Origin of the sequence: Flagellimonas amphidinii, assembly GCF_013090115.1 — a bacterium.
GTDB classification, from domain to species: domain Bacteria; phylum Bacteroidota; class Bacteroidia; order Flavobacteriales; family Flavobacteriaceae; genus Flagellimonas; species Flagellimonas amphidinii.
Genome location: NZ_JABFNN010000041.1, coordinates 95,054 through 110,718, shown reverse-complemented (window position 1 = coordinate 110,718; position 15,665 = coordinate 95,054). Strand labels below are relative to the sequence as shown.

Below are 15,665 nucleotides of genomic sequence, written 5' to 3'. Positions count from 1 at the left end.
CCAAGAGCTGCGAACAGCTGTGCATCGGTAAGGGTGTCCCCCGTACAGATGGTGAGCGTTCCGTTTGTCCCCGCATCTGGTTGATTTACTATTATGACGGTCACAGTTGCAGAATCCGCAGGGCAAGGTGAAGGAGCTGTTGGTGTTATGGTATAATTGAAAATATAAGTTCCGGAGGCCGCACCAGAAAAATTCATGGCTGCCGCGGTTGCATCGGCTATAGGGGCATTAGCACCGCCGCCGAGGAGGTTGTTCACATCGGTCCATGTACCGCCCGTGTCGGGTGATCCCGAAAGTTCTCCAAAGAGGTCTATTGTGGTTGTATCTCCTTGGCATATGGAAATAGTATTACTGGTTCCTGCATTTGGAGAGGTATATACTTCTATTGTTTGCTGAACATCTATAAAGTTTCCAGAAGTATCTGTTATTCTATAGGTTCGGGTAATGGTTTCTGGATTGGTTAAGCCATCTGAAACATCGCTTATGTGTGTGACAGAATCCACGGCGCAATTGTCTGCCTCATCATCAACAACCAAAGGGTCTGGAGCAGGAGCTGTATCACATACTACTAAAGGGTCTGGATTTGAGGCTGTAGGATCTTCAATGTCCCCAAAACCTACTGTAAATACGTTTTGATGTGCAAAATCCACCCCATCAAAATAAACATTGCCAAAAGCATCAATACTTGTTGCTTGTAGCAAGGTGATGGGACCGGTTGTGAAATCCCCATCATTATCAGTGTCAATCATCAGATGGAGTGCACAATCACCATTGTTGATTATGGTTGATCCTGTGAGATTGATTCGGACACTAACACCGCCTATTGGAGTCAACCCTGGGGAGTTGTCCATTTGAACCCTCCATTCCCTTTCTATTCTTGATGTAATTTGTGGTAGTGCCGGGGGCAACTCAGTTGTTACTTCGGTGATTGGCTGTCTATCACTAGCCCACATAAGATAGTTATGTAAGTAAGAAAATACAGAAGTGCCATTATCAACTTCTGTTCTACTGGTATCTAGGTTATCTTGAATGAAATCCGTATTTGTGGACATGGTGACAATGGCCTCGGGGTTTTCACTCTTAGAGATACGTTGATGTAAATTGAAACGTAGTTTGAGATCACCAGTAGTTCCAGGCAATCCAGCATCAAAATCTTCATACCTATCAGCCCCAATCCCTGCAATATCATATATGTATGTAGATTCAGCAGTCCATATTACAGTTCCATCTGCAGCTACATAATTATAGTTGGTATTTCCATCTTCACTACCCAAGGTAGGACCATTGGATAAGGTAATACCATATTTAATAGCAAGATAACTTTCTGCCACTTGTACTGCTGTAGGAGGAATAGCACCATCAAGAAGCATAACTTCAGAAATATCCCCTGTAAGGTTACGAGCGGAGTCATTACTGTTAAAATGTTTTCCTAAACGATTAAAGAAGAAAAGTGAATTGTCTGCCAAAGGATGATTACGCGTGGTGCTGATATCCTGAACCCCATTTACATGGGTTAAAAAAGTTTCTTGATCTGCGCCTGCGGTTCTTTGAAAGAGACCGATGGTTGGTTTTCTTAATAAATTGATGCCACCACCCTGAAAGTAACCAGTACCTCCATCACCTGACCAAGTTCTACCTATGGAAAATCGATCTCCAGCTGATACGCCCAGTGATAGGTTTGTTGTAATATCGTCAGGATTGAAACTTAAATGGTGTGTGTCTACATCCCCCCCAAAAAGGAGGCGTTGGGTTTCTGCGGTGGTTCCTGCACCAGCTGCCCTAAAAACCACAATTACGGTTACGTCGTTTCGGGAATCTGAGTCGAAATGAAGTGCCTGTCCGTTTCCACTTCCATCGAACCTAACCACAGGATTGAAATTCATTTCATTTCTTTCCAAGATGGGCTGTCCCGGAATAGATCCTGTTGGTGAAAGAAACAAGGGGAAAACACTGTTTGGAAAAGGGTAATCAAATCCAGCTGGAGGAGGTAAAGGATAATCAGCTGGCGCAGGATGGGATAGCGCATCTTGTGGGGTGAAATCTATAAAATCATACCAGGTGGTGACCGTAGTACCATCAGCAGGGGCATAAGGTGTAAAAAGGTGAATACTGCCCGGGCTTGGCAAGGGGGCAGAATTCACAGCCCTATCTGCCGTGAACCAAGTGTCCAATTGCTGTGCTCTCAGTTGGATTCCAGAACATAAGAAAACAAGGAGTGTTATGACAAAGTGCAACAAGTTCTTCAGATATTTTTGTCTGTCTTGTTGATGTAGTTGAAAATGTAAAAATCCAATCATAAGCAGTAGGTTTTTTTATGAGAACTTTGGGATGAACACATGATTCATGTTAACAAAGAATTAAAGTACTGCCCTGATTTTATATCTGTTAAGGGTAATTAACCTATGCGGGACTAGAATTGACGAAAAGCATAAATGGATCAACGTTAGAAAATCTCAAAAGAGAAGAATCGACTATTTTTGAGTTTATTTTTCCAATACAATTTTTAGAAAAATCGGGGATTCATTAATTTAAAAGAAAGAGCTGTTAAAAACGACTCTTGTAGATATCAGGAATAAAATAAAGGGAATACTTTTTGAAGAATGTCTTAAAAAACCCATTACCACCAAGGAATGTGATTAATTCCTTGGCGTAATGGAAACCTCAACTAAACTAAACACTTTATGACCAACAGCCTAAAAGTGCATTACTATATATAATCGTGTTGAATTGATTTAATTCTCAATATGCCAACACGTACTTGCACTACAAACATAGAATGTTCATTCGATTTATTTAGTGTTTACCTAATGGATGCCCTGTTTCATCTAACGAATGGGCAATATGGTTTGGTGGTTAGTTTTGTGTGATTTTTAAATAAGGGACATAACAAAAAAAGCGCAGTCAAAAGGACCGCGCTTTTAGGCATAAAACTAACGCAAAACAAATTAAACTAATTATGAAAATTTACAAATACACTCATTGAGAACTATATGGGCCATATACTTTTTTTACTCTAAAAGTTTCTTCATTAATAATTATGACCTCATACTCTTTTCCTTTTGGATAGATTCGTATTAAAATATGTCCTTGGGTACTTTTATAGTTTTTTGCGAACCATGGGCCGTAGGTGACCAAAGTCTCTGGATGCATATTGGTAGAAAAAATTTCCCGCTTTTCCATAGAGTCATTCTGGTGAATTAAACGTTGGTAAACTTCCTGCCCAGGGTGATCCGAACACCATAATTGTTGTATCACCACTTTAGGATCTAGCTTGTTTACAAAAAATAGATTGGTTGCGTCCCTATTGCCATGATGGTTGAGTGTTAATGCTTCTACTTTTCCAACAGCTTTGGCAATTGGGGTTTCAACATCAAACCATTTGGGCAAACCGAAACCTTGCAGCCCTGTGTTGTCACCTCCGGTAAAATAATCGAAGCTTCCATAGCTGATTTTAATGGCCAAACTCAAGGGGTTTTCATTGTATTTGCCATTATAGTGGTTCAGTATTTGTTCTTTTGTAAAATGTTCTTGGGTGCTTTCACCCATACCGGTCCAAATAGCGGCATTTGCTTTTACATTGGTGATTGAAAAATTTGGATATGCGATTGGATTCTTCATCAATTGTATTTGATTGCTTTGGCCAACCTTTAAACTTTCTGCAGTTATTTCATCTTTTGCTAGAAATGCCAAGTAGTCTTGAAAGGTTTTATTTTCCAAATGATGTTTTCTTAAGTCAACTGGAAAATCATATTCTGGATAGTTTCTGTCGATGACCTTTTTGATGGGAACAGCATTGCCCAAGGCAACTAAACTTCCATAATGATCACCATGAAAGTGAGATACTAAAGCATAGTCGATATTGGCATCAGCGCCATTAGGATGCGTTTTTTGAATGTAGTTGGCTATCCAATGGGCGGTTGGCAAAGAATCATTTGGAACAGGAGAAGTTGCTTTAAGAGGTGCAGCCCTTTCCTCAAACTCTTGTTTGTTTAATGCACCGGCATCGAATAATAAGGTGGTCCCATCTGGCAGGATCATAAAACAGGCATCGCCACTTCCTGTATTGATATGATGAATGTCCAAATAACCTTCTTCCCATTTTTTAAGCTTTTGTAAAGTTGTTGGGTCTTTCTTTTCAGCTTCAGAACTTTTTGAATCATGAACCGAAGCTGCAAGCATTAAAGCAATACATACAAATAGGGCAAGAGAAGAAGTAAGATATGTTATCGATTTCATGGTATGAACTCTATTTGTGCAAGCCTTTTTTTCTTAAGTAGTCAATTAGCAATTTGGGCCTGTCCGTTTGAATGATATCAATATGGTTCTCGATGTACCAATCATATACAGTTGGATCCAATGCGGCTTTTTCATCATCATGCCCACCATTGTGGTAGGGCCAAAGAGAGTTGACCCAAACCGAAGAACCTTTGGCTCTAATGTCATCAAATTGGGAAATCATCTCTAGGGTATCTTGTGGGACCGTAAATTCAAATGCTACTGGATTTAGGTTATCCAAATATTCATTGACAATTACTTTGGAGCCTTTGTTTTTCAAGCGTACAATGGGCATAAAGAAAACCTTGTCCAAATAGGTTCCAAACTCTTTTTTTACCTGTTTATAAGGAATTGCTCCTTTAATGACCACTTGATTTTGGGTGCCTGTCTTTTTGACGATTTCAAAACATTTATCAAAAATGTCATAGCTTTTATCCAGGTTTACCAAAATTTTTCCTTTGGCCACTTCCAAGGCATCTTCCAATGTTGGGATTTTATGTGGAGTTTCGTGACCAATGCCATCGCGTAATTGTAATGTTTGTAGGTATTTCCATGTGAGTTCAGCTACTTTTCCTTTTCCTGTGGTGGTCCTATCAATGGTTTTGTCGTGCATTAAAACAAGTTGGCCATCTTTGGTTTCCCTAACATCAATTTCTACCATATCCACTCCCAAGGCGATGCAATTTTTTATAGCCTGGAGAGAATTTTCAGGAGCATTTCTCCAGTCTCCCCTATGTGCCACAACAATTATTTGGTCATTTGAGGAATCCTTAAGATTGTTGATCATGTCATTAACAGAAATGACTTTTCCTGCAGTGTTTTCAAGCTGCTGCGATTGTCCTTGATAGGAAATGAACAGTATGCAACAAATACTCAACTTGTATAGAAGTGTTTTCATAAATTATAAAGTAAGGGGCATGGTTTTCCATGCCCCTTTTAGATTAATATCCTGGATTTTGTATAATGAAATCTGGGTCTGTATCTATCTGACTTTGAGGAACAGGCAGCAGTAAATTGTTTTGGTCAATTCTTGTTGTTGCCCCGGTGCTTTCAAAGAAAGCATTCATAACTTCAATAGCTGTTCCATATCGTTTAAGGTCAAACCAGCGATGTCCTTCGCCCATTAATTCAAAGCGGCGTTCTTGGCGAATTGCCGTTCTTACTTCTTCTTCTGATGTTGCTGATGTAGCACCCAATCCCGCTCTGGCTCTAACTGCATTCAATTGGGTGATAGCATCTCCCGTTCTTCCATTTTCGTTCAAGGCCTCGGCATATTTTAAAAGTACATCTGCATAGCGAATTATAAGATGATCGCTGCCACCATCGTTGGCACCTGTTGAGGAAACTTCATATTTTAAAGAGAAATAGAATGGATTGGCATCTGGATCTACAGCAACATAATCATCGAGTCTAGTATCACCAGCTTCAAAGGAATCAATAAATGCCTGTGTAGGTAAATTATGCCCCTTTGCATTTGCTGTTGTTCCCGAAGGTCTAAATTGTGATCCAGCTGGACTTCCCTCAATGTTTCCATCAGCATTGAATCCACTTGCAAATTGTACTTCGAATAAAATCTCGGCATTTCCTTCATTGGCTACTCCAAAAACTTCGGCAGTAGTAGGCATGAGCTCATATTCCCCAGAGTTTACCACAGTTTCCAAGTTGGTAAGGGCTCCTGTAAAATTACCTTGGGTCAATTGTACATCAGCAAGTAGGGCACGGGCCGCACCTTCTGCAGGTCTTGCAGGAGATTTTGTAGATGGCAAATCTTGAATGGCATCCAAAAGATCGGTTTCAATTTGTGTATAGACTTGATCAGCAGGGGTCCTTCCTTGTCCAAAGTAATCAAAAGGGCTTGCGGTTTCTTCAACCACCAAAGGAACATCCCCATAGAGACGTACCAAATTGAAGTACAATAGGGCGCGCACGAACTTCATTTCCCCAATTCTATTGGTTTTTACTGATGCATCTTCGAACTCAATATCCGTAATTCTGTTCAACACCACATTGGCACGTTGAATACCTCTGTAAGATTGCTCCCAAATGTCACCCACCAAATCATTTCCAGCATTGGTGGAAAAATCGTCCAATTGTCCAAAACGGCCACCATCGTTAGCGGCAATTTCTTCAAAGGAATCTTCTCCTGAGATTTCACCAACGCCAATCAAATCTAGACCATACAAACCTCCATTTTGCAATTGTCCATAGACCCCTGCAATTGCACTTTCAATTTCTGCCTCGTTGGAAAAGAAGCTGTTCGCAGATTTTTCCGTAATAGGGAGAATATCCAATTCGTCTTCACAAGAGATAAAGCCCAGTGAAACTACTGTGATAAGAAATATATATTTATAGAATTTCATTTTATGAATCTTTAGATTTAAAATTTCACGTTTAATCCAAGGGCCACAAATCGAGTTAAAGGACTCGTAGAATTAATGAAACCTCTTGTCAATGTCTGGGCCTCGTTACTTGTTGCCGTAATACCATCGGAATTGTACCCTCTATAATTCGTGATGTTGAAAATATTGTTTCCCGTCATGTAAAGTCTAAGTGCGTCAACCCCTAAATAATCCGTAATATTTGATTGGAAATTATACCCCAATTGAATACTTCGTAATCTGAAGTAATCTGCATCATAAACAGATAGGCTAGAGGCTCTGGTCAATCTACCCGCTGAAGAGAAACTTGAGAAATCTGGTCTTCTAAAAAATCCATCAGGATTTCTGTCGTTAAAATAATTGTCCACATAATATTTAGTTGGCACAAAAAAACCTTCACCGCTTTCTGCATCGTAAAGCATGTTATCTGTCACTTTTCTGCCCTCAATACCATTAAATTGGGCATTAAGGTCAAAGCCTTTGTAATTTAAACTGATTCCAAAACCGTAAGTGAACTTTGGATTGTATTGCCCTAGGGTAGTTCTGTCATCAGGAGTTATTTCTCCATCACCATCTACATCTCTAACCACGTAGTCACCTACTTCTGTTCCAGATAGCGGAGTAATGGTCTCAGCATCCAGTTGCGCTTGGGAACGGTATACTCCTATAATATCATAGGCATAAAATTCGGCAATACTTCCACCTACTTTGGTCAAGAAACCCATGCCACCCCTACTATCAATAATTTGTTCCTGTCCATCACCAAGGGCCAAGATTTCATTTTTATTGGTGGTTAGGTTGGCGTTGAATCCAATATTTAACTCTCCTACTTGGAAGTTGCTACCCCGTAACTCAAATTCAAAACCTCTGTTTTCCAATTCCCCGATGTTTTGTAATGACTCTTCAAAACCGGATTGTTGAGGTACTGGAACATCTAATAAAAGGTCTGTTGTTTTGGAATTGTAATACTCGGCGGTCAAAAACAGTTTGTTGTCCAAGAATCCTAAGTCAACCCCTAAATTTAATGCTGTATTGGTTTCCCATGAAAGATTTGGATTTGGAGAAGTGCTAGTGTAAGATCCAGAAACCAATTGATTGTCAATTACGTAATTGTCAGGTTCCACCAATGCTATTGCAGCAAAATCACCAATTTGGTTGTTTCCGGTCTGTCCCCAACTTGCTCTTAATTTGGCAAAGCTTACAAGCTTGTTATCAGGAAAGAAAGCTTCATTGCTCAATACCCAGCCACCTGAAAGGGAAGCGAAATTACCGAACTTGGTATTGGCCCCAAATCTTGAAGAACCGTCTCTTCTTAAAGAACCAGATATTGAATATTTCCCATCATAATCATATTGCAATCTGCTGAAGTAAGATGTTAAGGCCCATTTTCTTCTTTGTACTTGAGAGGAAGGATTAGTAGCACCTGCAATATTTCTAAGGTTATCATCTGCAAAATTATTACTCTCCAATCTGGTATTGAAACGACTTTCCTGTTGATAACTAAAACCGAATAGTGCGTCAATGGTATGTTTGCCGAAGGTTTTATTATAGGTCAATAAATTTTCCGTGATATAATTTTCCCTTCTGTTATTGTTCTCAAAAGCCACAGCTAAATTGTTGGCCACGGGGGTTCTGTAATTCCCTATGTTCGAAGGGGCAAAGAATTCACTGAAAATGGTATTGTAATCACCTCCAAAGGAAGTTTTAAACCGTAAACCATCGTAGATGTCAGCTTCTAGATAGGTGTTTCCAAAAACTCTGAGTCGGCGCTCAAAAAAGTTGGTCAATTCTGCCTTGGCAACCACATTTTCTGAAATTGGACCATCCCAGTTGTCATTGTTATCGTCAATCTGATTGGCAATGGCAAAAGAACCATCTGCATTATAAATAGGGTAATAGGGATGCATCAAGACAACAGCATAAGCCGGGTCTGGTTGATTGTTTGTCCTTGCGTCATGGGAGGACCAACCTCTTTTCCCAGTTGGATTGGAGTTTACCAAGGAGATATTGGAAGTAATTCCAAATCGCACTCGGTCACTTATTTGTGTGTTCAGCTGTAAATTGGTCGTGTACCGCTTGTAATCTGAACTTATAATGATGTTTTCTTGGTCTAAATATCCAAAGGATACAGAATAATCCGTTTTTTCAGTGCCACCACTTAGATTTATATAGTGATTTTGTTGGTGTGCTGTTCTAAATACGGCATCTGTCCAATCGGTATTTGTTAAACCAGTTTGTCCATTAACATAATCTTGTAAAAATGGTTGCACTCTACTACGTTTACCTCCGCCATTGGCATCCCTAGTAGCATTGTCGTCTGCGATGCTCCTTCCAGTTCCACCGGATATATAACCAAAATTACGGGCGTCAAGGTCAAAAAGTGCAGTATCGTAGGCATCTGCCAATTCAAAATTGTCGATGCGATTTTGAAAACCATAGTAAGTGTCGTAAGTAACTTTAAGGTCTCCTTGTTTTCCTTTTTTTGTTGTGATCAAAATAACTCCGTTAGATGCCCTAGATCCATAAATGGCAGCAGAAGCTGCATCCTTAAGAATATTAATGGATGCTATGTCTTGATTACTGATTGAACTAAAAGAAGAACCTTCCGTAAGTGGATTTCCGTCAACAACGATCAAAGGATTCGTCCCTGCCGTTAAGGTGTTCAATCCACGGATTTGAATTACTGAATTTTCTCCAGGATTTTTTCCGTTACCTACTACTTGAACCCCAGCCACATTGCCTGCCAAGGCTTGTTCAAAGTTTGCAGAGGAAAAATTATTTAATTTTTCTGAATCTACCTTTGATACGGCCCCATTGAATTTTTCCTTGGTTCCGGTACCATAACCATATACAATTACTTCTTGAAGCTGGTCCACATTTTCATTTAAACTGACCGTAAGTTCTTGCTGATTTGTAATGGATACTTCCTGTGTTGTAAAACCTATATAGGAAAAAACAAGAATGTCACCAGGGGAAACTTCTAGTTCAAACTTTCCATCAAAATCAGAAATGGTACCAACTGCACTGTTCTTTATGGATACATTGGCACCTGGAATTGGCGTGTTTTGTTTGTCTATGACACTGCCCTTTAGCTTCCATTTTTCTTGGGATCTTTTAACGGAAATATAATTGCCAGATATTTTATACTCCAATCCTGCTTTTTCACTAAGATCGTTAAGTATGGTTTTTAATAAAGTGTTCTTGTATGCAATGGAAAACTTTCGTTGATCTTGCATAATATCATCAGCATACCGGAATGAGAAGGATGTCTCGTTTTCTATTTCCTTCAGTATTCTGTCTACAGTTTGTTCGTATACCTCAATACTTATTTCGGTGTCCAAAAAGTTGTTTGCTTGGGCACTTAGTGAGATATTGAACAGTAGTATGCATATGTAGAGTTTAAAAATGGCTTGTCGTGGTTTGCCATCAATAGTGGTTTTCATATGTTTGTAATTAGAGAGATTTAGTTGCTTAAGTAAATTTCTTTATAATCTGGGTTGGGCCATTGCACTGGTTTCAACCCTTTTTTTTAGTTTGAGGTCTTTTTTAGTTTGTCATTGGCATCAGTTGGATTTAAGGATTATTTCATTTTTCATATTGGTGTATGTGGAACTGGTCACAAAAGTTATGTCGCTCAAGACAGTATCAAGAGGTTCATTTTTATAAACAGCCCTTATTTTTTTAAGTAATAAAGTGGAGTCGGAACAATTGATGTTGACATCATATTTACGTTCAATTTGTCTGATGGCCTGATACAATGGAATGTTTTCAAAATGCAGGACATTATTTCTCCAAGCAATTGCTATTTCAGAATCTACAGGAACTTTGATGAGGGTTTCTTGAAATGGATCATAAAAGGTCTTTTCATTTTTTTCAAGATATATTTTGGAGTTGGACCTTGTGTGCAAAACTTCTACTTTACCCGTTCTTACTGATACACTTTGTGGTTCATTCTTGAAATTATAAACATCAAAAGAGGTTCCCAAAACCTTGACTTCCATTCCTTCTGTCTTTATAAGAAAAGGTTTTTCAGGATTTTTGGCGACCTCAAAAAAGGCATGTCCGTTAAGTTTAATGTTCCGAGCTTCAGATGTAAACGTTTTGGGGTATGAAATACCTGAACCATGATCTATCCAAACTTTGGAGCCATCAGGAAGCATTATTTCCTTCACTTTTTCTCCAGAGGCAACTTCCACTTTCATTATGGGATTGTTGTAGGTTTTCAGCAATAAGAATAGAGAGACAAGAATTGCGATTCCGGCAGCAATTCCATAGCGATAGAAATGTTTCTTTTTTTGGTTTTTGGCCCTTAGTTGAACAGCTATGTTATCCCATAACTTATGTTGTCCCTCTGTGTCTTCATTACCGGGCTGGGCAGAGCTCCATTTTTCAGATAAGATTTGATCCAGCTCTTGATCATTATTGTCTATGGCCTGCAGTAGCTTTTTTTTCTCCTCTATAGAAGCTTTTCCTTTATTATACTTGCTCCAAATTTCCCTGATGGATGTCATATGCTAAATATCAACTTGAACATTGGGTATATCCATGAACAGGGAAAAACACCCTATCAGATTACGTTATGAAAACATTACGAAATCTTTTCCTTTTTGTAAAAAGGTTTACGGGAGCAAAAAGAAAACTATCAATGGAGTTAAATGTTCCAGGTCTTTTCTGAGCTTGGACAAAGCGGTATTCATGTAATTTTCAACAGTTTTGGGTGCAATTCCCAACTTTTCAGCAACTTGTTTTGTGGACATTCCCTCGTATCGTCTCATTTTAAAAACCTCTTTTGATTTTGGAGGAAGTCTGTCCAGAGAGGAACTTATGGTCTTGTTGTAAAATGCGAGGTCTAGTCCGTTTTCAGGATTTTGAGAATCTTCCTCAATTTTGATTTCTGGTGTTTGAAGTTCAACAAAAACCTGTTTGCGCAATGTTTTTAAAGCATAGTTTTTTGCAATGGTGAAGAGATACGAATCAAAAGATTTTTCAAGGTCTATAGTTTCTCTTTTGTTCCAGACGGTGATAAAGGTCTCTTGTATTACATCTTCCAAATCCTTTTTTAGATTAACTGAGATGAGAAAAGATTTGACCTTAGGGCAATAGTCCTGGAAGAGATTTTTAAAGGCAGCTTCATTTGAGTTTTTTAACTCCTTCAACAGTAGTTTGTAGTCAACTTCACCCAAGGTTTGATAATGAGATGTTTGTCAATTGGTTTTAATCAAAGAAACTAAAAAAAGGATTTATTTTTTGATGAAAAACCAAAACATAACTTTTCCTTAATCGACCAAAGTAATCTGATTAAGAAAAACAACATGAGGTATTAAAAACCTTTATTAGAACTTTTCCTTTTTTATATACGTAGACTTGCGGAGAAATAAACTATGTCGAAAAGTATTTCTCGATTTCTTGCATTAACGCTTCAAATTTGAACCTATTCAAATTTTCACGTGATTATTACAGCATAGCACAGGACAGTGACAATATATTGATTACATATTTTTACATTCCTATACTATACATAATTAGAAATCAAGTACATTAACAATATTTCATGACAACTACTTTTAAGCATGTAGATTATCTATGGAACGAAACTAATGCCAAAGAATTGGGAGATGATCAAGTGGCATTATTCCTATATCGTTCTAATATATTAGGTTCCGATTTAAGAATTACCAACTATGGAGGTGGCAATACTAGTTGCAAAACCATTGAGCGCGACCCTTTGACCAATGAGGAGGCAGAGGTTATGTGGATAAAAGGATCTGGCGGTGACATTGGAACTCTAACAAGGGCTGGCATTGCAGGTCTTTATACTGAAAGACTTAGGAACCTGAAAAATGTATATGAAGGTTTGCACGATGAAGACCGTATGGTAGGTCTCTTCAATCATTGTGTATATGATTTGGACAGCAGGGCGCCATCAATTGATACGCCCTTGCACGGATTATTGCCCTTTAAACATATAGATCATTTGCACCCAGATGCACTGATAGCTGTGGCTGCGGCAAAAGACAGTGAAAAGGTGACCAAAGAAATTTGGGGGGATACCATGGGTTGGGTGCCGTGGCAAAGACCTGGGTTTGACTTGGGCCTTCAACTGGAAAAATGCCTAAATGAAAATCCTGGAATCAGAGGAATTGTTCTTGGAAGCCACGGACTATTTACTTGGGGCGACACTTCATATGAATGTTATGTGAACAGCTTGGAGGTTATTGAAATGGCCTCGGAATACATCGCCAAGAAAATCGAGGAAAAAGGGAATATTTTTGGAGGTCAAAAAATAGAATCGTTGCCTGCTGCGGAAAGAAAAGAAAAAGCAGCACAGTTGATGCCCATGCTTCGAGGTCTGTGTTCTTCAGAAAATCGAATGATTGGCCATTTCACCGATACGGATATAGTCATGCAGTACATCAACAGCAATGATTTGAGACGATTGGCACCTATGGGAACATCTTGTCCAGACCACTTTTTAAGAACCAAAATACAACCTTTGGTCTTGGATTTGTCCACATCTGAAGATTTGAGTGATACTGAAAAGCTTTTGGAAAGGTTGAACCCTGCTTTTGAACAGTACCGAAAAGAATACCAAGAGTACTATGAGTCATGCAAAAGGAGCAATAGTCCCGCAATGCGAGACTCAAACCCAGTAATAATTATTTATCCAGGTTTGGGAATGTTCAGTTTTGCAAAAAATAAACAAACTGCACGTGTTGCAAGTGAGTTTTACATAAATGCCATTAATGTCATGCGTGGTGCCGAAGCGATTACGGAATACACTTCATTGCCACGGCAAGAGGCATTTGATATTGAATATTGGTTGTTGGAAGAGGCCAAACTTCAACGGATGCCCAAAGAAAAACCACTTTCAAGAAAAGTAGCCCTAATAACGGGCGGCGGCGGAGGCATTGGAAAAGCTATTGCAGATAAGTTGGCAGATGAAGGAGCCAATGTGGTCTTGACCGATATTGTGGAAGATAGACTGAAAGCAGCGGCAAACACCTACGGAAAAGATGTTGCTACTTATGCGGTTTGTGATGTAACATCTGCCGAATCTATCGCAGAAGCCTATAAAACAGCCTGTTTGGAATTTGGAGGAATAGATATTGTGGTACATAGTGCTGGTTTGGCAATTTCAAAACCTTTGGGTGATACCACAGAAAAAGATTGGGATATTCTCCAAAACGTATTGGTGAGGGGCCAGTTCGAATTGTCAAAACAAGCTGTTGCCCTATTACAAAAACAAGGTTTGGGCGGTGACCTTATCAGTATCGCTAGTAAGAATGGACTAGTTTCTGGGCCCAACAATGTTGGTTATGGTACGGCAAAAGCGGCCCAGCAACACATGGTTCGATTATTGGCCGCCGAATTGGGAAGTCATAATATTAGGGTCAATACCGTAAATCCTGATGGTGTTATCGTTGGAAGTAAAATATGGGAAGGCGAATGGGCAGAAGGCCGAGCTAAGGCATATGGTATTACTGTTGAAGAGTTGCCAGCCCACTATGCAAAAAGGAACCTATTGAATAAAATCATTCAACCAAAGGATATAGCAAATGGGGTTTTTGCCCTTGTTGCCATACTTGACAAAAGTACTGGAAACATCATCAATGTTGATGGAGGAATCGCTAATGCCTTTGTACGATAACCGATTTCAGTTGTTTTTTATAACTTAATCAATATCCTGGGGTTCTTCCGTAGGGTTTAATCTATACGTAATACCAAATGATAATTGATAAAGAACAGATTGCCCAGGAAAATCAACAACTGCTCGATTCCCACAATCGAGGGTATGATTTTTTGGCTTATTCCCTTGAAAAAAAAGGAATAAATGTCATAGAAATTGTTGATCAGCTCGCAGAATTTCAAGTGGCTGTTCCCAGTTGGGCCCTTGGTGCGGGAGGCACCCGATTTGGACGTTTTTCCTTTTACGGGGAACCTGCAACTCTAGAGCAAAAATTGGACGATGTCGGTATATTGCACAACCTCACAAAAGCCGCAGGTGCTGTTTCATTGCACATTCCTTGGGATATTCCACAAGATTACAATACTATAAAAGAAAGGGCCAAACTCCATGGATTGGTGTTTGATGCGGTTAACTCCAACACCTTTCAAGACCAAGCGAACAATGAGCATAGTTATAAGTTTGGTTCGTTGTGCAATACATCACAAGAATCGCGTGAGCAGGCTGTACAACATAATATTGACGTCATCAGGATTGGGGAACAATTGGGGTCAAAAAGTTTAACGGTATGGCTGGCAGATGGCGCCAATTTTCCCGGGCAATCCAATTTTCAAAAAGCCCTTGAAAACACGGAGGACAGTCTAAAGAAAATTTACGCCGAATTATCCGATGATTGGAAAATGCTCATTGAGTATAAGCCCTACGAGCCCAATTTTTACAGTACGGTGATACAAGACTGGGGCACTTCGTTCATGTTGGCCAATGCCTGTGGTGAAAAAGCCTATACCTTGGTCGATCTAGGCCACCACTTGCCTAACACCAATATTGAGCAGATTGTGGCAACCCTTATGTACAAAGGTAAATTGGGCGGGTTTCATTTTAACGATAGCAAATATGGCGATGATGACCTAACGGTTGGAAGTATTAAACCCTATGCTTTATTTTTGATTTTCAATGAGTTGGTATACGGTATGGAAAACAATCCCCAAAACCCTTATCCTGCTTGGATGATCGATGCCAGTCACAACATAAAAGATCCGTTGGAAGACTTGATACAATCCCTTGAAGCCATTTTAGAGGCCTATGCCAAGGCACTTTTGGTCGATCAAGATGCCCTTAAGCAGGCCCAACAAAAACACGATGTGGTGGCCTGCCAAGAAATTTTGCAAAATGCCTATCGTACCGATGTACGCCCTCTATTGGAAAGGGCCAGACTACAGGCCGGAGGTGCAATCAATCCATTAAAAAGTTACCGGGAATTGGACATTAGGGCCCAGTTGGTCAAAGAAAGGGGCAAAAATTCCGTTGCCTCAGGGTTATAAACCACT

General features: G+C 39.5%; 9 protein-coding genes. 2 read left to right on the top strand and 7 right to left on the bottom strand.

What is annotated here, in order from left to right; translation table 11 throughout:
- From HJC33_RS15825 to HJC33_RS15795, 7 genes are all read right to left on the bottom strand, one after another.
- A partial coding sequence (locus tag HJC33_RS15825; protein WP_470295086.1) for a DUF8202 domain-containing protein occupies window positions 1-2,297 on the bottom strand: 2,297 nt, incomplete at its 3' end.
- A 679-nt stretch (window positions 2,298-2,976) separates the two neighbouring features.
- Window positions 2,977-4,236: a ComEC/Rec2 family competence protein gene (locus HJC33_RS15820; protein WP_171659820.1), complete on the bottom strand. Its 1,260-nt coding sequence runs from the start codon at window positions 4,234-4,236 to the stop codon at window positions 2,977-2,979.
- Window positions 4,237-4,246: 10 nt separating this feature from the next.
- The gene (locus HJC33_RS15815; RefSeq protein WP_171659819.1) at window positions 4,247-5,173 is read right to left on the bottom strand and encodes a glycerophosphodiester phosphodiesterase family protein; all 927 of its coding nucleotides are present in this window, start codon (window positions 5,171-5,173) and stop codon (window positions 4,247-4,249) included.
- A 43-nt stretch (window positions 5,174-5,216) separates the two neighbouring features.
- Window positions 5,217-6,635, bottom strand: a complete 1,419-nt coding sequence (locus HJC33_RS15810) for a RagB/SusD family nutrient uptake outer membrane protein (RefSeq protein ID WP_171659818.1) — start codon at window positions 6,633-6,635, stop codon at window positions 5,217-5,219.
- 17 nt (window positions 6,636-6,652) lie between these two features.
- On the bottom strand, window positions 6,653-10,096 hold the full coding sequence (locus HJC33_RS15805) for a SusC/RagA family TonB-linked outer membrane protein (protein WP_171659817.1): 3,444 nt from the start codon (window positions 10,094-10,096) through the stop codon (window positions 6,653-6,655).
- A gap of 120 nt (window positions 10,097-10,216) precedes the next feature.
- Window positions 10,217-11,164 carry a FecR family protein gene (locus HJC33_RS15800; protein ID WP_171659816.1) on the bottom strand — a complete coding sequence of 316 codons (948 nt, stop codon included), beginning with the start codon at window positions 11,162-11,164 and terminating at the stop codon, window positions 10,217-10,219.
- Window positions 11,165-11,272: 108 nt separating this feature from the next.
- Complete coding sequence (locus HJC33_RS15795) at window positions 11,273-11,836, bottom strand: RNA polymerase sigma-70 factor (RefSeq protein WP_171659815.1); 564 nt, start codon at window positions 11,834-11,836, stop codon at window positions 11,273-11,275.
- 368 nt (window positions 11,837-12,204) lie between these two features.
- Between HJC33_RS15795 and HJC33_RS15790 the strand changes: the two genes are divergently transcribed.
- The gene (locus HJC33_RS15790; RefSeq protein ID WP_171659814.1) at window positions 12,205-14,301 is read left to right on the top strand and encodes a bifunctional aldolase/short-chain dehydrogenase; all 2,097 of its coding nucleotides are present in this window, start codon (window positions 12,205-12,207) and stop codon (window positions 14,299-14,301) included.
- A gap of 77 nt (window positions 14,302-14,378) precedes the next feature.
- Window positions 14,379-15,659, top strand: coding sequence for a sugar isomerase (locus HJC33_RS15785; protein WP_171659813.1), 1,281 nt, complete (start codon window positions 14,379-14,381; stop codon window positions 15,657-15,659).
- Window positions 15,660-15,665 lie beyond the last annotated feature (6 nt).